The 24,263-nt window shown below is 56.8% G+C and carries 9 protein-coding genes; 2 read left to right on the top strand and 7 right to left on the bottom strand.

Annotated elements, in window-relative coordinates:
* Positions 1-24: 24 nt before the first annotated feature.
* The 7 genes from K227x_RS02075 to K227x_RS02045 all read right to left on the bottom strand — a co-directional run bounded on the left by K227x_RS02075 (position 25) and on the right by K227x_RS02045 (position 17,029).
* Positions 25-2,013 carry a DUF1549 and DUF1553 domain-containing protein gene (locus tag K227x_RS02075; RefSeq protein ID WP_246146449.1) on the bottom strand — a complete coding sequence of 663 codons (1,989 nt, stop codon included), beginning with the start codon at positions 2,011-2,013 and terminating at the stop codon, positions 25-27.
* Complete coding sequence (locus K227x_RS02070; RefSeq protein WP_145177114.1) at positions 2,010-3,419, bottom strand: DUF1501 domain-containing protein; 1,410 nt, start codon at positions 3,417-3,419, stop codon at positions 2,010-2,012. The genes K227x_RS02075 and K227x_RS02070 overlap by 4 nt, the downstream gene beginning before the upstream one ends.
* A 102-nt stretch (positions 3,420-3,521) precedes the next feature.
* The gene (locus tag K227x_RS02065; RefSeq protein WP_246146448.1) at positions 3,522-6,356 is read right to left on the bottom strand and encodes a serine hydrolase; all 2,835 of its coding nucleotides are present in this window, start codon (positions 6,354-6,356) and stop codon (positions 3,522-3,524) included.
* A 63-nt stretch (positions 6,357-6,419) separates the two neighbouring features.
* Positions 6,420-12,209 carry a PVC-type heme-binding CxxCH protein gene (locus K227x_RS02060; RefSeq protein WP_246146447.1) on the bottom strand — a complete coding sequence of 1,930 codons (5,790 nt, stop codon included), beginning with the start codon at positions 12,207-12,209 and terminating at the stop codon, positions 6,420-6,422.
* Between the two features lie 191 nt (positions 12,210-12,400).
* On the bottom strand, positions 12,401-14,803 hold the full coding sequence (locus K227x_RS02055) for a serine hydrolase (RefSeq protein WP_218933705.1): 2,403 nt from the start codon (positions 14,801-14,803) through the stop codon (positions 12,401-12,403).
* A gap of 61 nt (positions 14,804-14,864) precedes the next feature.
* The gene (locus tag K227x_RS02050) at positions 14,865-15,932 is read right to left on the bottom strand and encodes a dipeptide epimerase (protein ID WP_145167846.1); all 1,068 of its coding nucleotides are present in this window, start codon (positions 15,930-15,932) and stop codon (positions 14,865-14,867) included.
* Positions 15,929-17,029 carry a DUF1611 domain-containing protein gene (locus K227x_RS02045; protein ID WP_145167845.1) on the bottom strand — a complete coding sequence of 367 codons (1,101 nt, stop codon included), beginning with the start codon at positions 17,027-17,029 and terminating at the stop codon, positions 15,929-15,931. Before K227x_RS02045 ends, K227x_RS02050 begins: the two co-directional genes overlap by 4 nt.
* A gap of 161 nt (positions 17,030-17,190) precedes the next feature.
* Between K227x_RS02045 and K227x_RS02040 the strand changes: the two genes are divergently transcribed.
* Together K227x_RS02040 and K227x_RS02035 are read left to right on the top strand one after the other, a co-directional pair.
* Positions 17,191-18,369 carry an AraC family transcriptional regulator gene (locus K227x_RS02040; RefSeq protein ID WP_145167844.1) on the top strand — a complete coding sequence of 393 codons (1,179 nt, stop codon included), beginning with the start codon at positions 17,191-17,193 and terminating at the stop codon, positions 18,367-18,369.
* Positions 18,370-18,669: 300 nt separating this feature from the next.
* Positions 18,670-24,255, top strand: coding sequence for a PAS domain S-box protein (locus tag K227x_RS02035; RefSeq protein ID WP_145167843.1), 5,586 nt, complete (start codon positions 18,670-18,672; stop codon positions 24,253-24,255).
* Positions 24,256-24,263 lie beyond the last annotated feature (8 nt).

Raw genomic sequence — 24,263 nt, 5'->3', positions numbered from 1 at the left:
TCGATCCGGTGCTCCGTTTCCAAACTAATCGATGACAACGAATTCGCTGCAATTGAACAGCGACAGACACAGATGCGTCAGTTGGTCAGCACGAGAGAGTTGTCCGGCACTCAGAAATTCGTTGACCTCGTCAAGTTCATCACCGACGGGCGTTCGCCCCAGCGTTCGAAGAAAGGCCGCACGGACTTGCGATTCCTGAGTCGATTCGGTCTGCATGATCTGCTTGGACAGATGCTGTGCTGTGCTGAACGTGAACTGGGAATTCAGCAAGTGGAGTGATTGGGGTGCGGTCGTCGAAGCGCCGCGGTCGGCACAGCTTGCATTCGCACTGGGGCGGTCAAAAACTTCGAAGATTGGGTAGCGTAAATTTCGTCGTGCAAAGACATAGATGCTGCGACGATCATGTTCCGATTCGTCCGGCGTGACCTTCCACTGATCCTTCAGCAGCGTCCCCACCAATTCTTTGGGCAACGGCGGACGCACACTTGGACCGCCCATTTTGAAATTGATTTGTCCGGACGACGCGAGCAAGGCATCGCGAATCGCTTCGCCCTCCAGACGCCAGCGAGGATACCGCCATAGCAGTCGGTTGTGCGGATCCTGTTTCAGTCCTACTGCCCACGCATCTCGGTCTGCTGGCGATGCGTCATCCGCCAAGCGACTGTGTTGGCGGTAGGCTGCGGACGTCACGATCAGGCGATGAAGGTCTTTCAGACTCCATCCACGCCGGACCAATTCGGTGGCTAGCCAATCCAGCAGATCGCTGTTGCTAGGGTCCGCCCCCATCACCCCGAACTCGCTGGGCGTCTCGACAAGCCCCGTACCAAAATGATGCTGCCAAACACGGTTGACGATCACGCGGGCAGTCAGCGGGTTGTCGCGTGACACCAACCAGTTCGCCAATCCGGTACGCAGGCCCGCAGACCCATCGGTCGGTTGCGGTAGATAGACGTTCGTTTTGGTTGAAACCACGCGGATCACACCCGGATCCAACTCGGGCCCCAGCCTACGAAAATCGCCTCGCAGCATCAGGTGACTGGCGTGTTCGTACGGAAACGTTTCGTCCAACACCGACAGCGATTGGTTCTTTCGAAGCTTGACGGCAGGTTCAAAGACAGCGCGAAGGCGATAGAAATCGGCTTGACTGATCGCGTCGTACTTGTGGTCATGACACTGCGCACAGCCCACCTGCAATCCCAGGAAGACTTCCCCGACTGCCGACGCAACCTCATTCAAAACGCTGTGCTGTCGCTCTTTGGCAAGATTGATGTCCGGCATGTCGGGGCCCGACAAGCAAAATCGAGTGGCGGTCCGAGCCGAGGGATCGTCTGGATACAATTCGTCCCCAGCAATCTGCCTGCGGACAAACTCGTCGTATGGCATGTCGTCATTCAGCGCCGACACCACCCAATCGCGATACGTCCAGGCATCTGCCCGGACCTTGTCGTGTTCGAAACCATCGGTTTCAGCAAAGCGTGCCAGGTCCAGCCAATGTTGAGCCCAGCGTTCCCCGTAGCGTGGCGAATCCAGCAACCGATCGACCACACGTGCATAGGCTTGCCGGCCATCGTCGGACTGGAATTCGGCGATTTCGCTGGGGGTCGGGGGCAGTCCCGTCAAGTCGAACGTCAAACGCCGGATCAACGTGTGGGCAGGTGCCGGCGGCTGTGGGCGAAGTCCCTGACGTTCCAGTTCGCGGAACAAGAACGCATCGATTGGATGGTTGCCCCACGCCGCCCCACCACCGACCGGCACATCCACGTTCGCGATCGGCTGAAAGGCCCAGTGATCGCGGTCATAGGGATCAATCGCGGTTTCAACATACTTGGCCGATTCGTCCTGGCTTTCTTCGGCGGCCAACGCCGGCAAAGGCACGGGCAAGCCCGAACTGATGACCGCGCCAACCGTCATCATCCAGCGGCCGATCCACTTCTTTGCCGGGCGACGCGTGACCGCACCCCCGAGTGTCACCCGTCCACTGCCAGCGATTCGTCTCGTTTGAATTCGCATCATGTCAGGATCCCGTCGATGGCTTCCGCTTCATCCGGACCCGTCAAACGCTTGTCCAGTCCGTTGTGAAAGTGCGTTAGGTCGTAGTGGTCGATCCCCAGCAGGTGCAGCAGCGTCGCGTGGAAATCCGTCACCGACACTTTGTCCGTCACCGACCGGAGTCCGATTTCGTCGGTCGCCCCATAGGCGCGTCCGCCCCGGATTCCGGCTCCCGCCAACCAGACACTGAACCCCCACGGATTGTGATCACGCCCTTTCCCCTGCTCGCTCATCGGCATCCTCCCGAACTCGCCACCCCAGATGACCAAGGTGTCTTCCAGCAATCCGCGTTGCTTGAGGTCTTGAAGCAAACCTGCGACGGGCTTATCCGTTCGCCGACAGTATTCCGAATGATTCTTATCCACATCCGCATGCGCGTCCCAGCCATTGGTATCACCGGAATACAACTGCACGAATCGCACACCACTTTCGACCATCCGGCGTGCCAACAAGCATCGCTCCCCAAACTCGCGAGTCTCGGGTTGGTCGATGCCGTACAGCGATTTTGTCTGCTGAGTCTCTCGACTGATGTCGACCAATTCCGGTGCTTCCGACTGCATCCGGAACGCCAACTCGTACGCCTTCACCCGAGCCGATAGTCGATCGTCCGAGTCCCGCCGTTCCAGGTGTCGTCGATTCAGACTTTGGATTAACGAAAGATCGCGATACTGTTGCTCGGCGGTCACGCCGTCCTGGGGTTGCAGGTCCAGAATAGGAGAGCTTCCCGAACGCATCGTCACCCCCTGATACGACGCCGAAAGATACCCGTTGCCCCATGCAGGAGGTCCACCTTTCAAACCGCCGCCGGGATCGGGAAGCACCACAAACGCTGGCATGTTCTGGTTTTCGGTCCCCAATCCATAAGCCACCCAACTGCCAACACTTGGACAGCCCATCAGGATGCTGCCGGTGTTCATTTGATAGACCGACTGTGGATGGTTCACGCTGTCGCCGTGCATCGAACGAACCACGCACAGATCGTCAGCGTGCTTCGAAATGTGCGGCAGAAAATCGCTTATCTCCAATCCCGATTGACCGCGTGGACGGAAACGGCGAACCGGTGCCAGCAACGGATTATTCGCCACATTTCGCCGCGTCATGATGTTGCCAAAGCTGTCCGGCAACGGCTTGCCACCGTATTTCGTCAGCGCTGGCTTGGGATCCAAAAGATCGACGTGGCTTGGACCACCATGCATGAACAGCCAAATCACTCGTTTGGCACGTGGTGCAAAATGGGGCTGCGACAGTGCCGCAGCATCCTGTGATTGAGCCAACGCCGCATAGGCCAGCATCCCCATTCCGCCGCCCGCGCTGGCCAAGAACGATCGTCGCGAGCACCCGGCCACACCATCCGCAAGATTCGCATCCATCATGTCACCAAGGCAATTTGATTCATGGAGGGTAAAGGGATTCGTGGAGGCCGCGGGATCCGCGCACAAGTCACTGACGTCTTCGATGCTTCGGTACGATTTCTACTGGGGCCACTCGGTGACCCCATTGGCCATTACGTGCAGCAAGTTGTCGATTTCACTTCCCAGATGCGACGCACTGGGACTGACCCTTGAATTCAGCAAGGCAACAAAATTCTTGCCGTCATGCCGGCGGATCAAAATGGTTGCGGTCCCTGAAAGCGATCCAGTGTGCCAATGATTGACCTTGTCCTTGCCGACGTTTCGATTGCTCCATCCGAACGAATAGTAGCGAGACTTCGGAGCCCCATCTTCGGCGTGCCCCGCCAAACCAGGCGGCCGCCCATACATCATTTCGATGCTGCGGCGGCTCAGGATGGGACAGTTGTCGGGATCATCAAACGCGGCAGCGAACTTTGCCAAATCCGTTGCGGATGCGATCCATGCCCCGTGTGAATCCATCGCTTCCAGATTCCATCCGCCGTAGGGCGATGGGACGGTGTCGCCCAAGTCTGCGGCGAACACCGACTCGGTCGTTCCCGGATGGTAGTAACGAACCTCATGCTTTGCTCGGCCATCTAGGCGGGTCGCCCCAATCCGCATCGACGTAACGCCGATCGGTGCAAGCACATGCTGTTTGACGTAACCTTCATAGCTTTGTCCGGTCAGCTTTTCGATCACGCGACCAAGCAAGCAGTAACCAAAGTTCGAATAGGCGTAGCGTGCCCCCGGATCAAAGTCAAGTTTGTGGGAAAGCATCGCTCGAATCACGGCCGATTGATCGGCCGGTGCGGGGACGCCGATCTGGTTGGCAAACGATACCGATTTGAACATCGCGTCGAACGACTGATCACGGTCCCAACCACCACGATGCTGCAACAGATGTTCGATCGTGATTTCCCGATAACGGACGTCGAATGCATCGCCTGCTGCTTTGATATCATCGTTGAAGTCAAGAACATCGAAGACCTTATCGGTTGCATTCAACTTTCCATTTTCAATCAACTGCAAAATCGCGACCGCTGTGATCGGCTTGGACAAACTAGCGATGCGGAATAGGCTTTCGGGGTCGACTTGTTCGTGGGTGGCGATATCGGCGTATCCGTACCCACGTGCGAAGACAACTTTTCCATGATCAGTCACGGCGACGGACGCACCTGGAACACGGTGCTTTCGCATGAACTCTTTCATCCCCGAATCGTAGCTGGCAAATCGCGGGTCCGTTGGTCCTGACGAAACGGCATAGGGCGCCTTGCCAGCGTCGTATCCCGGGCCTCGCAGAACACGACCGGGGCGTTTGCCCGTGAATTTGCCGTCTGCCAACACGACCTGGCCATTGACCAGCACGTGCTTCATGCCTTCGGAAAGTGCTGCGGGGTCCTTGAAATCGGCGCGATCGATTAGCCCGTCATAGTCAAACACGATCACATCAGCCGCCATGCCAACGGCAATCCGACCGCGGTCGTATGCCATCACGTTGTTGGCCGCGGCGGCGCTGGCCTGTGCGACCGCGCGTTCGAAAGAAATCGAACCCAAATCGCGAACGTACCGCGAAAACAAACGCGGGAAGGCACCGAAGGCGCGTGGATGCGAGGCGGATCGACTGCCACCGGCGGGGCCTACGTCGGTACAAAACGAAACAAATTCCTGTTGCATGGCCAGGATCTTGTTGGCGTCCGTCATCGTCTGGGGCAATGCAAAAGCGTCGTTCTTCACGAGGTCAAAAAACGTATCCCAAGGCGACTCATCGAGCGCTTCGGCGATCTTGGCAACCGATTTTCCCTCGTGCCCGCGATAGCGTGAATCTTTGCAGCGGCCGACGACAATCCGGTCCCAATCTTTGCCGGCGTGCCGAAACCAGTTCTCCCATCCGTCCGACGATTCCATTTCATTGCGAATTTCAAGACGCAAATCGGAATCGTCTAACCGGGCCAACAACTGTGCATGACCGTCGGCGAAATGACGGGGGTGAATCAGTGCAGCGATCCCAAGCCCATTGTTGATGTACGGATAGATATCTGCGGTCACCTGATGCCCCTGCGACCGAGCCGCTTTGATACGGGCAATGGCCAACTGCATCTTGCCCCAATTCTGTTGTCCAGCGGCCTTCAGGTGGAAGATATGGACCGGCGTCTGGCCTTCGCGACCGATTTCCAAAGCCTCGTCGATCGCTTCTAGCAACCGATCGCCTTCGTTCCGCATGTGCGTGTAGTAGCGTCCACCGTACTGGCCTGCCGCCGACGCCAGTGCCGCAATTTCCTTCGTCGTCGCATAGACCGCCGGTGGATAAATCAACGCCGTCGAAACTCCGATCGCTCCCGCTTCCATCGCCTCCTGTACCAACGATTGCATCTGAACCAGTTCGTCATCGCTGGGACGTCGATCGACATCCCCCAGAACGATTCTGCGAATCTGTGTATGACCGACGGTTTGAACCAAATTGACGGGCAGTCCTTTGGATTCGACCAGTGCGAAATACTCCGCCATCGTCGTGTACCCCTGGCGTCTACCCTGTTCCGGCCCCAGTGGAGCGGCTGATCCGCCTTCGCCCGCATTGATCGTGGTGATCCCCTGCGTCAGCAAGTTCATCGCCGTCTTGGGATCATCGACCATCGGGGAAGCCGTTTGCCCCATCATGTCGATGAACCCCGGTGCCACGATCAATCCATCCGCATCGATCACCTCGTCCGCATCGGACTCTGCGATCTGTCCAATCCGGACGATCTTTCCGTCGGCCAATCCAACATCGGCAACGTACCAAGGGGCGCCCGTGCCATCGACGATCCGCCCTCCCTTGATGACGATGTCCAGGTCGCCGTCCGCTGTGGCACTGCGACCTAGTAGCCCCAGCGCGATGATCGTGACGATTCCCAACCAGAAGTAGTTTCGCGATAGCACGGCGTGAATCCTTGGTGAACGAGCGGCAAACGGTGGGCAACGGCAAAAAGACAGTTTCGACGATTACGGCGTCGGTTCGTCGGCCCCGAGCACTTCTAAACGCATGTTCCGAAAACGAACTTCGGTTTTGCCCCCGCTATGAAGTTGGAATGCAATGATTCCACGCTCCGCCCCTTGGGGGTCATCCAGATCAACACAGAGTTGACCGTTGATGTACGTCCGGATGTGATGATGATCGGCAACCACCTGATACGTGTTCCAATCACCCACTTGAATGTGGGCTTCGCCTGATTGGTCCCACAGCAGGGCACGGCCGTGTTCTTCATACAGTTTGCCCCACCATCCTTGACCGATATCGGCCTGATAGCCACTGACCTGGCCATCGTGGGCTCGGCTGCGAAACTGGATTCCGCTGTTGCCCGCGTTATCGACCAACTTCACGTCGACGGTCAATCGAAAATTGTCGGCCGATAGGTCGCTGACGATCCATTCGTTTTGCTTCAGACCCTCGGTACGGCCAACCAATTCGCCGTTTTCGACAGACCACAGTCCGTCGGCCCCGGACCATCCGGCCAAATCTTTGCCATTGAAGATCAGGGAAGCGTTTTCGGGGGACGCCAACATCGGCGACTGTTGTTTGCCGCGCAGGTAGGCGACCAAAGATCGCACTTCGTGCTGGCTGAACTGTTTCAACTGGTCATCGGGCATCATCGACTTGGTGCTTTCCGAACGATCCTCAATTTCGTCGATCGGCAGCACCACCACTGCATCCGTCGTTTGAATCGTGATGGAATTTTTGTCTTCGGCTTTGACCAACCCGCTGACCACTCGTCCATCGACCGTCAACAACACCGTCGGCAAATACTCTTTCGCCATCACCGCACTGGGGTCGACCACATTGCTAAGCAGGTAATCCAGGTTCGACCGATTGGATCCCGTCAAATCGGGGCCCACCTTGTACCCGACACCGTATAGCTGGTGACATTTCATGCACGTCTTGGCGAACACGGATCGTCCGAGTTCGATATCAGGCTCGGGATGCGAATCGGATTCCACCAACGCCTTGTACTCGGCGATCATCGCCATTTTGTCGGCCGCTGATTCGCGAACAGTTCCCCAAACACTTTCTAATTTTGCATCGATGCCTTTGTCACGCAGGAACTGAAGTTGGCGAACCAGATCGGCGGTCAAATCCGTGGACGCAATCTGTTGCGTCTCGATCGCGTCCAGCAGTGCGTGACCGGAGGCGGCGCGTGCACAAAGTGTCCCTAATGCCATCCGTTTCTGCTGTGGCGTGAAGTCGGCATAGGAACCAAGCAGCGCTGGCGCGACGCGGGGATCATTGTATTGCGCCAAACCTTGAATGGCTGCCTCGCGCAGCGATGCTTCGTCCCCCAACAACGACGTCAACGTTGGCACCAGGCCTGCGTCATTCGCATCGATCAATGCCCCCAGTGCCACTTGACGGGACTTCTGCGCAGACGATGGATCGACCACCTGGGAACGCATTGCATCCAACGCGGTCTCGTCGCCAAACGTCACCCCCAAAGCGACCGATTGCAGTCGCACATTCTTGTCGTCACTGGAAAGCAGCTTTTGGGAAACCGCCGCCCAATCCGAGGGAGTTTCGACTTGGCGCTGCCCCTGCAGAGCCGATCGAATGGATTTCAGGTAAGTCAATTGCAGCGATGATGTGGATGCATCCCCCAATCCCCTGACCAGAACGGCCAACGATTCCCCAGCATCACGGCTTCCAATCCGCCGCAACATGAAGTCTCGCAATAACGGGATCCCTTCCCCCGCAGACATCGCCAAGGTGAGTGCGCGTTGGGCGTCCACGTCCGCTAGCGGTTCAGCCGCATACCAATACATCAACGGCAAGTTATGGTCGCGACTATCTTCGGCATGGGACGTCAACGATTCCAACAGTTGCCAGCGGGAATCCAACGGGATCCGCTGTGCAGCGGACGCAAGGTACAACCGAACAATCGGCGAATCATCCGACTGTGCTAGATCGCCAAATTGCCCCAACACTTCCGGTGAAGGCTGATTTTCGGCAGATTCCATCGCCAACTGAATCGCCCAGCCACGAACATACGGGCTAGGGTCGGCGAACAATTTCTTGGTTCGATCAGCGCTAAGTTGTCCGATCACATGCAATGCCCAAACCGCTCGCAATCGACGCGTATCATCCGCATGCGTGGTCGCGATCTCGTTCAGCGTTGCGACCGCCGCGGCATCGATAGGCCCAGCAACCGACCGCTGTTGCAGCAGCCGCCGACCATGTCGCACATACCAATCGTTCGGGTGCAACACCGTTTCGGCGAGTTCGCTGTCCGACAGTTTCGCAAGGTCGACACCGACGCTTCCGTCACGATCGCCGTAGCTGATTTTATAGATCCGGCCGTTGCTTCGATCATGCCGATCCACCTCGCGGCGATGGCAGGCTTCCATGTCGTACCAATCAATCATCCACGCATTGCCATCCGGGCCATAACGCAGATTCAGAATCTGAGACGCATTGTCACCGGTCATCAAGAAATCGGGACCGTGTCCGCCGATGTATCCCGAACCGTTGGGTTTTAGGATGTCGACATTCAAACGTTGTCCGTGAATGTTGTTCATGAACAGTTGGTCGCGATAGCGATCGGGCCAACGATCCCCTAGATAGATCATCGCCCCGGCGTGAGCGTGGCCGCCACCGGCAGAGTCCGACTTGCTGTTTCCGCCGTGCGGTGTGGCACCTAGATAGTGCAAATGGTCGGCGACCGTCACGATGTCTCGATAGGTGTGTTTGTTGAAGTGTTGGCCGCCTTGGCGTTGGTATCTGGCACCTTGGATAATGTGGTACAGGTGCGGGATGACACATGCGGTGATGAAGGCTTGACCGCGATCATTGAAATCGACGCCCCACGGGTTGCTGGTCCCGTGGGCGAACACTTCGAATTCATGTCGGACCGGGTGGTATCGCCACACACCGCAGTTCAGCGGGGTCCGCTCGGCATCGGGGGTACCGGGTTTCCCGACACGCGAATGAGTGAACACGCCATGACAACCGTAAAGCCAGCCGTCCGGCCCCCAGATAAACGCGTTCAGGGTCTCGTGCGTATCTTGCAGTCCCCATCCATCCAACAAAATCTGTGGCTCGGCATCGGGAACGTCATCGCCATCTTTGTCGGGAATGAACATCAGGTACGGAGCGGCCCCGACCCAAACACCGCCAAACCCAACCTCTAAACCGCTGACGAGGTTCAACCCTTCGGCAAACACGGTTCGCTTATCAAGCGATCCGTTTCCGTCGGTGTCCTCGAAGACCAAGATCCGGTCTCGTCCTTCGCCATCCTTTGCTCGCACCGGGTACTCGTAAGCCTCCGCGATCCAGACTCGCCCTCGATCGTCAAGCGCCATCGCGATGGGCTGCCTCACCTCTGGCTCCGACGCGCCAACGGTCACCGCAAACCCAGCGGGCAACTGCATCGCTTCTGCGGCTAGTTGGGCGGCCAATCCAGAGTGCGGGTATTCGTCGGCTTTCAGTGCGACGCTTGCCGGAGTCGGCTTTGCCGGTGCTGTTTCGTGCAAGCGAAAATCATCAAAATTCAAATGTCCCCAACCGCCGGTCGCTTCGTCAACCAATCGCACGATGATCTCTTTGCCAACGTGCCCTCTTAGGTCAACGACCACGCGCCGCATCGTTTCGCGTTTGGTTCCACTGATCTGATAGAAGACGTTGCCGCTGTCCTTGCGAATCAGTTCGACGCGTGTCGATTCGCCATCACCGCCGTTGGACCAAAACGAACCATACCGCTGCGACACGACCAACGGTGTCGACGTCAACGTGCCGGTCGGCTTGTCACCATGCTTTTCAAAACTGCCGATCCAAAAATCGCCCTGATGATTGCTGTGCATGTCGCTACGTCGCGCATGAACCGTATCACCCTGGATCGGTTGGCCGTCGAACGCGTTTCCGTCGGGAGTCCAGTCGCCGAGCGTCCCCGATTCAAAATCCAGGTTCAGCACTTTGCCGTCGATCGACTTGGGCTTTTCGCCTTCCGACGCAGCACCCGATTTCGACGATCCGGTGGGACCAACGACACAGTTCCCGTCCGACGTTTTGATGCGCAGATAGTCGATGGCGAACATGTACGACTGCTTGGCTTTTGGATTCGCACCTACGATTTGAACGCCAAGCGTGTGCTTGCTTCCTTCGACATTGACCTTGGGAAACGAAAGCACGCCGGTGGTAACAACGGACCGGTCGTACAGATCCACTGGTTTCCCCAGCGGTTGATCGTCAAGCGAAAGCTGCACCACGGCATAGTCGCCGGCACAGGTCAGAACCACCTCCAGATCGACCACTCCGGTGAACGCGGGCAGTTCCAGAGTCAGCTTGTCACTCGGTCGACCTCCCGTCCACCAGAGCTGTGCATTGCCGCTCCACTGATCCCCACGGAACCCGGACATATCCTGAGGTTTTGCTGAACCGCCGCTCACATGCGGGCTCAGCGATTCGCCTTCGATCGCACCGGTGGCAGTCCCCGTCGCGTCATCGATCTTGGATTTCGGCCCCCGTTTGCTGGTCGCATTTTTCACCGATGGCAACTTCGGCCCGCGATAAACTTTCGGCTGGGCAGCCTGCCACTGCTGTTTGGTCACCGTATCCACTTGATGCTTCAACACGTGTCCGCCCTTCATGCCGCCGACCACGATGTCCGGCAAACCATCCGCATTGACATCGGCGATAGAGATTTGGCGTCCGATCCCGGATTCGCCATCCGCTTGGTACGGGACCCAGTCAACACCATCATCGCCACGCACCAGCTTGAACCAATAGACGACCGCGCCGGCATCCCACATCGGACTTTGCTTGTGATGCGACCAATAGGTCTTGCCGGTGACAATGTCTTTCAAGCCATCGCCATCGATGTCGGCCAATGCGACCGAGTGGAGTTCGCTGAACAGAACTCCGTATTTGTTCTCTGAAACGTGCGATCCCATGATGTCATGGCGTTTGAACGAGATGTCATTCCCATCCGACGTCTGTTCGTACCACCCCAGCCCAAAATCATGGGCCGAATCGCTGGTGATGATGTCATTGTCACCATCGCCGTCGACATCGTATGCATAGATTTCGGCCCCACCGCTGCCCGCGGTCAGCTTTACCGAATGAGATCGCCAACGCGTCGTATCGGCGTCGACCGCGGGTTGTTCGTACCAGCCATTGGAATGGATAATGTCCGATCGCCCATCGCCATTGACATCGCCGATCCCAAGTCCATGACCAAACTGTTTGGCGGCGATTTGTTCGGACACAGGATGGAAGTCCCATGTTCCGAACGGATCCTTGGGATCGATGGTGGCAAACCCGAAAAAGCCATCCCGTGTGCAAACGAGTTCTGGCCGTTCGTCGCCGAACATGTCGACCAACTGAGGCGATTCATTGGATACCCAATCGAAGACTTGGTGCTTCTTCCAGTGGGAATCGAAGCCATCTTTTCCCGGGTTCTCGTAGACGTACGCCGGGGTGCTAGGAAAGCCGACGACGAACACATCGTTCCAACCATCGCCATTGAAGTCGTCGACCCACGAAAAGAAGTTGTCCGCGTAGCGGTTCATGTCCTGGGGCACAGGCTTGTAGATTTCGTGCTTGGTCTTGTGGTCCGGCCCTGCAAACCAATACGGCCCGTAAACCACATCCGCCGCGCCATCGCCATTGACGTCGCCAACGTTGGCACCTTCAGAAAAATAGGTGGACGTCAACTGTTGGCGGTTGAACGAATGATTCACATACTGATCTGCGTGCGCCGATGCGGATGCGATGACGCAACATGCAAAGACAGTCCGATAGAAAGCCATGGACAGGCCTTTAGGTGGGATGGAGGAAGGAAGTCGCCGGGACTTGTCGAACCGAGAACAATGGGGATTCGTTCCAGGGGAGTGGGAGGTCAACCAGTCCGTTTCAATGGAGAGAACATTGTAATGAGTACGGAGACCGAGCGTATTGGCTGGTGCGGCCGCCCTTCGCCAGTGGCCACCGGCCGCCAAAACTAGTTCGAACCAATCTGTTCGAAGGTGACATTGCCGATCCGATAGTCTTGCCAACCTTGAAAATCGAAGTGCCACCATTCAAATTCGAATACGGTGAATCCCTCGGATTCCATCGTGCGGCGAAGCAAAGATCGGTACCAACGTTGGTTCGCAGTGCCGCCCGGATAGTTCGGAAACGACCGTGGCGAAAATTCGTCATACCCAGCCACCATCTGAATTGGCTGGCCCGACGCCAGGTCATAGAGAGTCAAATCGACCGCGCAGCCGCGATTGTGCCGCGATCCTTCGGCCGGGTTTGCAACAAAATCCTTCATATTGCCCGGTGTGGCGTCCCAAAACATTTTGGTCACGTGCCAGGGGCGATAGGCATCATGGATCAACAGTCCCAGCCCCCGCTGTTTCAGCCTCGCATTTGCACGGACAACGGCTTCTGCCGCCGGCCGCTGCATCAATGCACGCGACTGCTTGTAGAACACCGCACCGGTAAAGTTGTTCTCGGTCGCATATCGAATGTCCAATCGGATGGTTGGATCCAAAGCAACTAGATCGACGAGGTCCGAATCCAAATATTCACCGGATTCAATCGGCGGACTAGCCGCCAACGCATCCGCACGCAGAGTGTCGATCGGTTTGACGGGTTTGATTTTGAACGTTTCACCATCCTTCGTCCCGACCGCACGCCGCAAAAATTCGACTTCCGCCGCCACTACGCTGATCGCATCGCCATTGGCATCACGTTTGAACCTCAGCCCCTCGCCGTGGTACAAGCCATAGTCGGGGAACTCGAACACGCCCGAGCTGACTTCCGTCAACGGATAAGAATAGAACCATTCAATCAGGGCATAGAGTTGCCCGTCATCCTCCAGGATGTACAGCGTGTTGTGATCATGGCCGTATTCGCCGATCAAGCCTTTCCAGCGGGCGGGAACCTTCGCGGGCGGTTCGTCCGCAGCGCGTTGATAAGCGACGCCGTTGATCAGCAACCGGTCGCTGCCTTCCAGTTGGACCTCGACTCCAAAGCCGGCTGTGTCGTCCGTGACAAGCGTTCCCGTTCCAGAATCCGATCGCAATTGCTGGCGAACCGAACCCAACTGCAGCGAAACGCCATCGCCGGACGGAGCAATCCTTGCCCACCCTTGGCCGTCGACTTTGTGATACTTCCCAACCAATTCGGCCGTGCGGGCAACCGGCACGGGTACCGTCCTGCGGTATTCGGGCAGCGGTTGGTTGTCTTGAACCGCGGTCATCGCTCGCAGTGCGTACTCCGACAGCCGCCTGACCACACCGTTGCTGCCATCCAGCGACGTTGCCGCCACGACACCAAGCTTACGTTCCGGCAACGCTTCGAGCTGTGTCGAGAATCCGTAAACCGCTCCACCGTGCCCAATCTTGGTGGTTCCGTCAAAGTTTTGAACCTTGAAACCAAGGCCAAAACCTTGGGACCGTCCATTGGCATCCTGAACCGGGGTCGTCATCCGTTTCAACATCGCCGGGCTGACGACTTGGCCACCATCGGATCTACCATCATCGAAGAGGCAAACCAGAAACTTTGCGAGGTCCTGGACGCTGGAATACAAGTTGCCAGCCGGGCCTGTGCCCAACAGAAACCCGGGTGCTTCGAAACGACGCCCGTCGTAGGTGTGCATCCACCCGGTCGCAAGTGACGATTCAATCGCAGGCGTGATGACGAAACTGCTAGCCGTCATCCCCAACGGATCCAGGATCTTGGTTCGCACACGTTGTGGATGAGAAACATCAAGCTGCTTCTCCAAGACAGCCCCGACCACCGCAATCGCAGCGTTGGAGTACTTTGTCTTCGTCTCGGGCTGATAAACCAGCGAAGTGTCATTCAGACTTGCGACGGTTTCGGACAAACTTGGTTCGGTGGGATCAAAGTAGTTGCCGACCGGTGACTCGCGAACCAAGCCAGACTGATGCGACATCAACTGTCGCAAAGTGATCGGAATGCCGAAATCATTTTGCGGTTGAAAGTCGGGCAAGTATTTCGTGACCGGCGCATCAAGGTCTAGCGCTGCGTCTTCGACCAACTGCAGCAGCGCCATGTCGGTAAACAGCTTCGATACGGAACCGACCCGATAGATCGTATCGGCCGTCGCAGGCACCCTACGCTCGGAATCCTGGAATCCGAAACCATCGGCCCAAACCACACGATCACCGTCGACCAACGAAACCGACAGCGCCGGCAAGTTCTTTTCAGCAACTTCGTATTGCACCGCAGATCGGATCTTCGCAATCGCAGCGGTGTAGTCCGTCTGTGAATCATCCGGCTGCACGTGTTCGCCAACCGCAGCCCCTGTTTCCAGAGCGTCTGCACGGACACCGACCACCATCGCATGAAGGGCAATGGCAAAGATCAGCAGTTTGATCGGCAATGGTTTCATGTCGAAAATCCTTGTAGGTAGGTTGCACGCTCCGGCAGGATCGCCGCCGCACCGATGCCGATCACTGGACGACTTTCTGGCTGGCCGACACAAACTCGGACAATCGGTCTCGGTCCCAGTCGCCTCCACAGCCTGATAGCTGGGACAAAGCAACTTTCCCCTTGGTAACCGTGACACCACGGCAAGGTTCATCGGCCAGCAACACCGCGCCATCCAGATCCGCGTAGTCCAACAGTGGCAACAATTGGGCCGCGCCGCTGATCCCGATCGAGCTTTCGACCATGCAGCCGACCATCGTCTTCAAGCCCAGGTCACGAGCATGAGTCAACATTTGCAGTGCTGGCGAAAGGCCACCACATTTGCAGATCTTGACATTCACTCCGTGATATATGCCGCTGCATCGGTCGATATCGGATGTCACCTGACAGTCTTCGTCAGCAAAAATCGGCAGCGACGATTCACGGAACACTCGGATCTTGTCCGCCGTGGATGATTCAACCGGCAACGGCTGTTCGATGTATTCGACACCCAGTTCGGCCAATTGCAGAGAGTTCGCGATCGTCTCGTCCGCGGTCCAAGCACAATTGGCATCGACGCGAAACGCCGCCTCGGTATGGCGCCGCAATTCCGCGACGATTTCAATATCCTGCGGCGTCCCCAATTTGATTTTATAGGTACTCCAGCCAGCCTCTTCCTGCAGCTTTTCGACCATCCGATCGATACTATCGATCCCGATCGTGAAGCTTGAATCGGGAATCCCGCTCCACTGAAGCCCCCAATCTTGCCAGGTCGGTATCCCCAACCGTTTGCCTCGCAAATCGTGCGCAGCCATGTCCAGGGCGGACAACGCAAACATGTCCCCTGCAAGATCGTCTCGCATCTCTGCCCACAAATCCAACGGCTTCTCGTCGACATACCGCTGCAGCGAAGCGGGTCGAATCCGCTGCAACGACCCCATGATCGATTCGTACGTGTGACCATAGAACGCATTCTCGGTCACCTCGCCGTAACCGCAGACACCATCATGCTGCAGTTCAACAATCAGACTCGCTTGCATGGTCGTCGTTTCACGCGCAATCGTGAACGGATGCTTCAACGGCAAGTCGATTCGCGTCACAGTCAACTTCATCTTGCCAACACCTCGGATCGCAATGCGATGCACGCGTCGACTAGCTTGTCGGCGCCCATGCGGAACACATCGCACGCAGGCAGCCCGAACATGGCCTCCGCGCGATCGATCTCGGCGATGGCGTCAACTTCGCTCAAACTCCGCGTATTGACCGCAATCCCGATCAATTTGCAAGGATGCCGCAGATTCGCATTCATCAGGTACGCCGCCACCTGGTCTTTCATCGGCGGGATATCAACATCATCGAGCCCCTTTACCTGCGTCCGACCGGCTTCGTAGCAATAGACAAGCCCGTCGGGAGCGCTGCCGTGCAACAGCCCCATCGTGACCGCCGAAAACGATGGATGCGAAATACTGCCCTGCCCTTCGATCAGCAAAAAGTCTTGGTCCTCGCTTTCCTGGACCAACTGTTCAGCCGCACCATTGATGAAATCGGCGACCACGCAATCGATCGGCAAGCCATGCCCGGAGATCATGATTCCGGTTTGCCCGGTCGCAAGAAACTTGGATCGCAGATCCCGCTGGACCAACCCACGATGGATTTCCATGGACGTGACCATCTTGCCAATGCTGCAGTCGTGCCCGACCGTATGGATCCTGGCACACCCGGTGCGAAAACGATGCCCCTTGGCGGTCGACTTAAACTGATTGCGTCGCACGTCGATCAAGCGGCTGCCCGATTCGGCCGCCGCCTGCAGATAGTCGTCGTCACTTGTCAAAAAGTCGTGCAGCCCCGACACGACATCGATCCCACGCTGCAGAGCCTCCATCACCACCCGGCGCCACTCCTCGGGCAGTTTTCCCCCGGGCGGAGCGATGCCGATGTACAGTGCATCGACGTCTGGAATCGCAGACAACCCGTTGACCACAGGGATCGCACCGCCAACGCCCAACAGTTCCTGTGCGGTCGATCCGGCGGCTGCGGTGTCGATGACCGCGGCAACATCCTTGGTTCGGTACCGCACGAGGCTGATTGCGGTTTTGGCGAGGAACGGTGTGGAGTATCCGTCGGTAATGATCGCAATCCGGCGATGCGAAGAAAGCGATGATCCCAAATCATCCGATGGTGCTGATCGGGGCGTTGTATTGATAGACATACGGCAAACGTTCGTGTCGATCCTGGAAAGGAAAACGGGTTGGTACAGTGAATATCGTAGCCAACGGAACGCCAGAATTCGTGCGCATCTGCGCATACTTCGTGCTATTATGCGCAGACCTCGCAAAACACGGCATTCCCCGGTTCCCCCCCGCGATCACCATGAAACGACCTGAACGGCGCGTGGCCGTCCTGATTGAAACGGACGACAGTTGGGGGCGACGTGTCGTGGCGTCGATCGCGCAGTTTGCCAGGCAGCACAAATGGCGACTGCTGATCGCCCCACGCGATCACGAACATCGACTGCGAATGCCGGGACGCTCTAGCAGCGATGGCGTCATCGTGTCCCTGCGGGACCGATCGATGGCCGACCACATTCGTCGGTCGGGGCTGCCGGCGGTGGACGTGTCCATCATGATGCCACACGCAAAGTGGTTGGCACGCGTCGCGACCGACGATGTGGCGCGAGCTGAAATGGCGTTGGAACACTTTCGGCAACGACGGCTAAAACACTTTGCCTGTTACGCACCGTCGATCGGCCGCTATTCGATTGATCGCGCCCACGCATTTCGCAGTGCCGTCGAAAAGGCAGGCTTTCAATGCGATGTATTCTGTGAAGCCGAAGGGACCCAAGGATGGGAAATCGATCATGACCATGTGATCGAGTGGCTGTCGCGATTGCCCCGTCCGTTGGCAGTCTTTGCCGCCGACCCCTACCCTGCCCGCCAACTTGCCGAGATCTGCGAGTGGAACGACATTACCGTTCCCGATGACGTCACGATCCTAGCAGGCGACAACGACGACCTACTATGCAACGTATCGTCCCCCCAACTTTCCAGCATCCAACTTGCCTGCGAATCGATCGGCACCGAAGCTGCTTCGCGTCTACGTCAACTGATGAACGGCGGTGCGGTGCCGACCAAGCCCAAATTGATTGAACCGCTGTATGTCCTGGCACGACAATCGACGGACACCTTCGCCGTCGCCGACAACGAATTGACGGACGTGCTTCGACACATTCACGACCACGCGATGCATGGCATCAGCGTCAACGACGTCGTCCGCAAGTTTTCGCTTTCACGGCGCTGGCTAGAGCTACGTTTCCAACGCGTCTTGGGGCGTTCCCCGGCCGATCATATTCGTCGCATACGGATGGAACACATTCGCAACCTGTTGCTTCAAACCGACCTGACGATCACACAGATCGCGTTCCAAACCGGCTTCAGTTCAAGTTCTAGCTTGACTCAGCAATTTACCCGCCAATTCGGGCGGTCGCCGACGGCCATGCGTGCAGACCTACGTCCTGAACGTGACGCCCGAACCAGGAACCATATCACCTAAGCAAAGATCGGCCCGCATGTCCGGTTCGGTTTGCCAGCGACGACCAGCGATCCCCAATCAGCAGTGCCCCGATCCCCCTTCAAGGCAGTCCATCCACGTACAATGGTGCAGCGAAGGTCAATAACCGACCATCCCGATCGATTCCGAACCAAAATCGACCGATCTGACCTCCGACAACACCCCTCGTGCCTCATTACTGATCGTGCAACGAACAGCTAAATTGACGACAACCGTTAGCGACGCCATTCGGTGAGGCAGAACCGCGACCGTTTCCAAACGACTTCAAACAACGAGTGATCCATGCGGGGCAAGAGATCAGAACAGGTTGATGCGACAGTCGCCCCGCTGATTGTCGGTGTAGGCGCATCGGCAGGCGGCCAGGACGCAATCATTGAATTGCTGGAACACCTGGGTCCATTCGACCAGTTTGCCATCGTGCTGGTGCAACACACCGATCCGTCCAGCGTGCCGCTTGAAAGTGATTTGGTTCGCAGCGCAACCGAAGCAAAGGTCATCGAGGTCACCAAACGCACCAAGCTGAAACCAGGCTGCGTTTACATTGCACCCGCAAGCGAACTATTGGAGATAAAAAACGGTGCGGCGCGGATCGTCGCCTCCGACGCCGACGAAAGCTTTCAGACAGCCGTCGACTATTTCTTTCATTCGCTGGCCGAAGACCAGGGCGATCACGCGGTTGGCATCGTGTTGTCGGGCGCCGGCAGCGATGGAACGGTCGGGCTAAAGGCAATCAGCGACGCAAGTGGCCTGACCTTCGCACAAGACGCTGCGTCGGCCAAATTTGACAGCATGCCTCGCAGCGCCGCGACGACCGGCGCCGCCGACCACGTTTGCCGCCCCGCCGAGATTGCGGTGGAATTGCTTCGATATGCCAAGCATGTCACTGATTTTGGCGGCGATGATATGGTCGTTCGTGTGCAAAAGCAGATTGGCGAAGCCATCCCTCGCATTGCCGAACTTTTGTTGAAAGTCACCGGCCACAATTTCCAGCACTACAAAATCACCACGTTGATGCGTCGCATTCAACGTCGCATGCAGGTGCTGAAGATTGCAACGGCCAGTGATTACTTGGCGGAATTGCAGAACAATGAAGACGAGGCCAACCGACTATTCCGCGAACTGTTGATCGGCGTCACAGCCTTCTTCCGTGACCCCGAAGCGTTCGATGCCATCGCAACCACGGTCTTGCCAAGCCTGTTCCAGGGCAAAGGGGCAAACGACGTTGTTCGCATTTGGGTCGCCGGTTGCAGCACAGGCGAAGAAGCTTACACGATCGCAATGCTATGTCGCGAACATGCACAAAGCATGACGGACGCGCCCGAGGTACAGATCTTCGCTACCGATATTGATGAACGCGCCTTGCAAATCGCTAGAAACGGATCGTATCCGACCGGCATCACCGAACACATCAGTGCCGAACGACTGAAAAGATTCTTTGTCAAACGCGGCAAGCGATTTCAGGTGACCAAAGAGATCCGCGACCGGGTTCTGTTTTCGAAACATAATCTGATCAGCGACCCACCGTTTTCGCGGCAAGACATGATCTCCTGCCGCAACATGCTGATCTACTTGGGATCTCACCTCCAAGAAAAGCTAATCCCGCTGTTCCACTACGCGCTGCGTCCCGGCGGATTCCTCTTCCTGGGCCCCAGCGAAACCATTTCGTCGCACGGCGAACTGTTTCGGGCGTTGGACAACAAATTCAGGATATCCCAGCGGAAAGGCGCGGCTACAGAATCGACGCAATCGTTGGCATTTCGAGGCAACGAAACAAATCCGATTCGCATGGGAGTCAACGAACCCGATACGACGGTTGATCTAGACAGCATTCGCCAACGAATCCTGCTGGACGAATTCGCTCCGAAGGCCGTCGTGATCGATCAGTCGGGACAAGTCCTGAATGCTTCCGATGGTGTTTCGAAGTACCTGTCGGTATCAGGCGGCGACTTCCACAACAACATCATCAAAATGGCTGTTCCCGGGCTGCGGATCGGATTGCGAGCCGCGATCAACGAAGCCACCAAGACTCGCCGAAAAACCACCCACGATAAACTTTCCATCCGTGACGAAGAATGCATCCAACGGGTCATGTTGACGGTGCAACCGATGCCGCAATTGGGTGCCGACAACGAATTGTTCCTGGTCGTCTTTCACGACATTGGCGAACCCATTATCCGCGACGATTCAGACGACATGCCTGAATCGGCATCGACGGGTGACCAGAATGCCGACGCCATCATCGCACAGATGGAACGCGAACTAGAAACCATGCGTGCCGACTTGGAACGCACCCTGCAGGACATGGAAGCGGCCAACGAGGAACTGAAGTCATCGAACGAAGAACTTCTGTCGATGAACGAAGAACTGCAATCAGCCAACGAAGAACTGGAGACTTCCAAAGACGAAATCCGCGCGGGCAGCGATGCCGTTGCCCGAGTCAATGCGGACTTGGAAAATCTGCTGCGCAGCACAAAAATCGCTACCGTCTTTTTGGACAAAGACCTGAACATACGCAGCTTTACCCCGTCCATCGCTGACATCTATTCGCTGATCCCGACCGACGTGGGACGCCCGCTGCAGCGGTTCGTGCCCCATGTCCAACAGATGCCTCCGCTGCCAGACCCCCAGAAGATCCAGAACGGCGAAACCGTCGACGACACGATCCTTGCAGACTCGGGGAAATCTTACATCCGACGCGTGTTGCCCTATCGATCCCACACCGGTGTGTGCGAAGGGATCGTGGTGACCTTTGTGGATGTGTCGCAGGTTAAAGAAAGCCAAGAACTGTTCCAGCTGCTGGTCGACGCGTCCTCCCAAATTGTGTGGATCACAAACGCGGCAGGTGTCGCTGCAGAGGATTCGCCCAGCTGGCGTGCGTTCACCGGTCAATCCAAGGAAGATTGGCTCGGATTCGGTTGGCTGAATGTCGTGCACCCTGATGACCGCGAACGAACGATAGCCGAATGGAAATCGGTGGTCGAACAAGGAAAAACGCTGTCCGTCGAGTACCGACTGCGACACCGAAGCGGTCGCTATCGTTGGATGCACGTCCATGCGGTCGCCCAGCGTTTTGCAGACGGCACGATCCGGCGCTGGATCGGAATGAACACTGACATTGATGACCGTAAACAAGCCGAGGCCGAACTGTTCAATGCCAAGTCGCGTCTGGAACTGTCACTGGAAGTCAGTGATGTGGCGCCGTGGAGCCTGGACGCAGAGACCTACCACTTGGCATCCAACCCAACGCTAAACCGACTGTACGGATTCGAAGACGACGCCACCCCCAGCCTGGATCAGTTTGTCAAGCGAATGGACGAAACCGCTCGCGATCGAGTTGCGGCGGCCATTGACCATGCGATCCAGACCGGCGAAACGTACGACCAGGAATACCCCATTCGATGGCCAAGTGGCGAGATCCGACACGTGCGTGCACGTGGTCAAGTTCGTTTGTCGACTCACGACCAGACGAAAGAGTTCTTTGGCGTCGTGGTGGACATCACTGAACGCAAACGACGCGAGATCGACATCACCGAACGCGAAGCACATCTTCGCCGCGTGATCAACAACCAATTGGGATTGGTCGGCATGATCGATCGCGACGGAATCCTGCTGGATGTCGACGATCGTTCGTTAGAAATCGCCCAAACTGGTCGCGAAGAGGTCCTGGGCAAACACTTCGCCGATGCCCCGTGGTGGAACTACGATCCTACCGTCGCGAATCAAATGCGAGACGCAATGCGGCAAGCCCTATCGGGGGAAGTCGTACGATTCGACGTGTCACTTTTCTCGCACGGCGCCGACGGCGTGTTGATCGATTTTATGATCGCGCCTGTCTTTGACGATGATGGTGAAGTCGAATACCTGATCCCATCCGGTGTCGACATCCGCGATCGAAAGATGCTGGAACAGCGACACAAGGACACCGCAACACGACTGGAAGCGATCTTCAACACAGCGGTCGACGGCATCATCACCATTGACCGTGATGGCAGGATCAATTCTGCCAACCGGGCTGCATCCAAGCTGTTTGGATACGGTGTCCACGAACTGGTTGGCAATAACGTGAACCTGTTGATGCCAGAACCGGACCACAGCAATCACCATGACTATCTGACGAAATACGAACAAACCGGTGACCGACATATCATCGGCAATCAGCGCCAGGTCACCGGGCGACGCAAAGACGGCAGTACATTCCCGCTGGATCTATCCGTCAGCGAAACGACCCTGCACGGAGAACATCGTTTCGTCGGCATCGTGCGAGACATTACTGACCGCGTGCAGGCTGAACAGGCGATCCAAGACGCTTCGCGGCGAATGGAAATGGCACTTCGCGCCGGCGGCATGGCAGCCTGGGAATGGACACCTCTGAAAAGCTACTGGACCCGAGAACTGTACGAACTGCTTGGAATCACAAGTGACCAAACCGCATCATCAGAACTGTTCTTTTCCTTCGTCCACCCAGATGACCTCGATGAACTCAGGCGTGTATGGCAGGAAGCAATCGACGGCACGACGCCATACGAAGCCGAGTTTCGAGTCATTCGTGCCGATGGCCAAACCCGTTGGATGATGGGTCAGGGCGAGGTCGTACGTGATGCATCAGGGAACGTCGTACGCCTGTACGGTTTGAACTGGGATTCCACCAACGAACACCTGCAAGCCAAAATTCTTCGCGAAAGTGAACAGCGTGCCAAAGACGCCAACGAGTCCAAGAGTGCATTCCTGGCGAACATGAGCCACGAGATACGGACGCCCATGACAGCGGTCTTGGGTTACGTCGACTTGTTGACCGAAAACGTCACCGGCACCGAGGCACTGCAGCACATCCAAACGATCCGCCGCAACGGCAACTTCCTGCTGGAAATCATCAACGACATTTTGGACTTGTCCAAAATCGAAGCTGGAAAATTCGACGTTCAAAAAGAATCGTTCAGTTTGCCACGATTGATCGAAGACGTTCGCAGCATCATGTCCGTTAGGGCGACCGAGAAAGATCTGACGCTAGAAATCAAATACCAAAACCGTATTCCTGCGGCGATCCAAAGCGATCCTAAACGGCTAAAACAGGTGCTGGTCAACCTACTAGGCAACGCGATCAAGTTCACCGAGTCGGGCGAAGTCAAGCTGGAAGTCCGTTATCAACAGGGACGCGACACCGACGATCCACAATTGCACTTCGATGTCATCGATACCGGTATCGGAATCTCGGACGACCATCTTTCGAAGCTGTTCCAACCATTTTCGCAAGCCGATGCCAGCGTTTCAAGAAAATTTGGTGGCACTGGATTGGGGCTAGCGATCAGCCGCCGTCTAGCCGAGGTGCTTGGGGGCAGCATTCAGGTGCAAAGCCAACCGGGCAAAGGTAGTCGATTCAGTCTGTGTATCGACCCTGGCCACGCTGATGACATCCCGTTGATCGAGCCATCGCTGGTCCTAGAACCGACCGAGCCGTCAGTCACCGAAACACCGATTGACCTCCATTGCCATGCGTTGATCGTCGATGACCGCCGCGACGTACGATTCTTAAGCAAGCACATTCTGACCAGGGCCGGTGCAACCGTCGAAGAGGCAGAGGATGGCCAGCAAGCGGTGGATCGAATTCGCGAACACTTTGCGACCGGGCAACTGCCCGACATCGTGCTGCTGGACATGCAGATGCCGAAACTGGATGGCTATCAAACCGCCACACAACTCCGGCAACTCGGTTATACCGGACCAATCGTCGCGTTGACTGCCGACGCGATGCAGGGAGACATGAGCCGCTGCATCGAAGCCGGCTGCAACGACTATCTCTCCAAACCGATCGACAAGGCCAAGATGCTGCGAATGATTTCGGAGATGATCTCCAATCCGCCCGCGAATTAGTGACCGTC

The organism is Rubripirellula lacrimiformis (genome assembly GCF_007741535.1).
GTDB classification, from domain to species: Bacteria; Planctomycetota; Planctomycetia; order Pirellulales; family Pirellulaceae; genus Rubripirellula; species Rubripirellula lacrimiformis.
The sequence above is the reverse complement of the archived record's forward strand: the minus strand, read 5'-3'. Positions and strand labels throughout refer to the sequence as shown.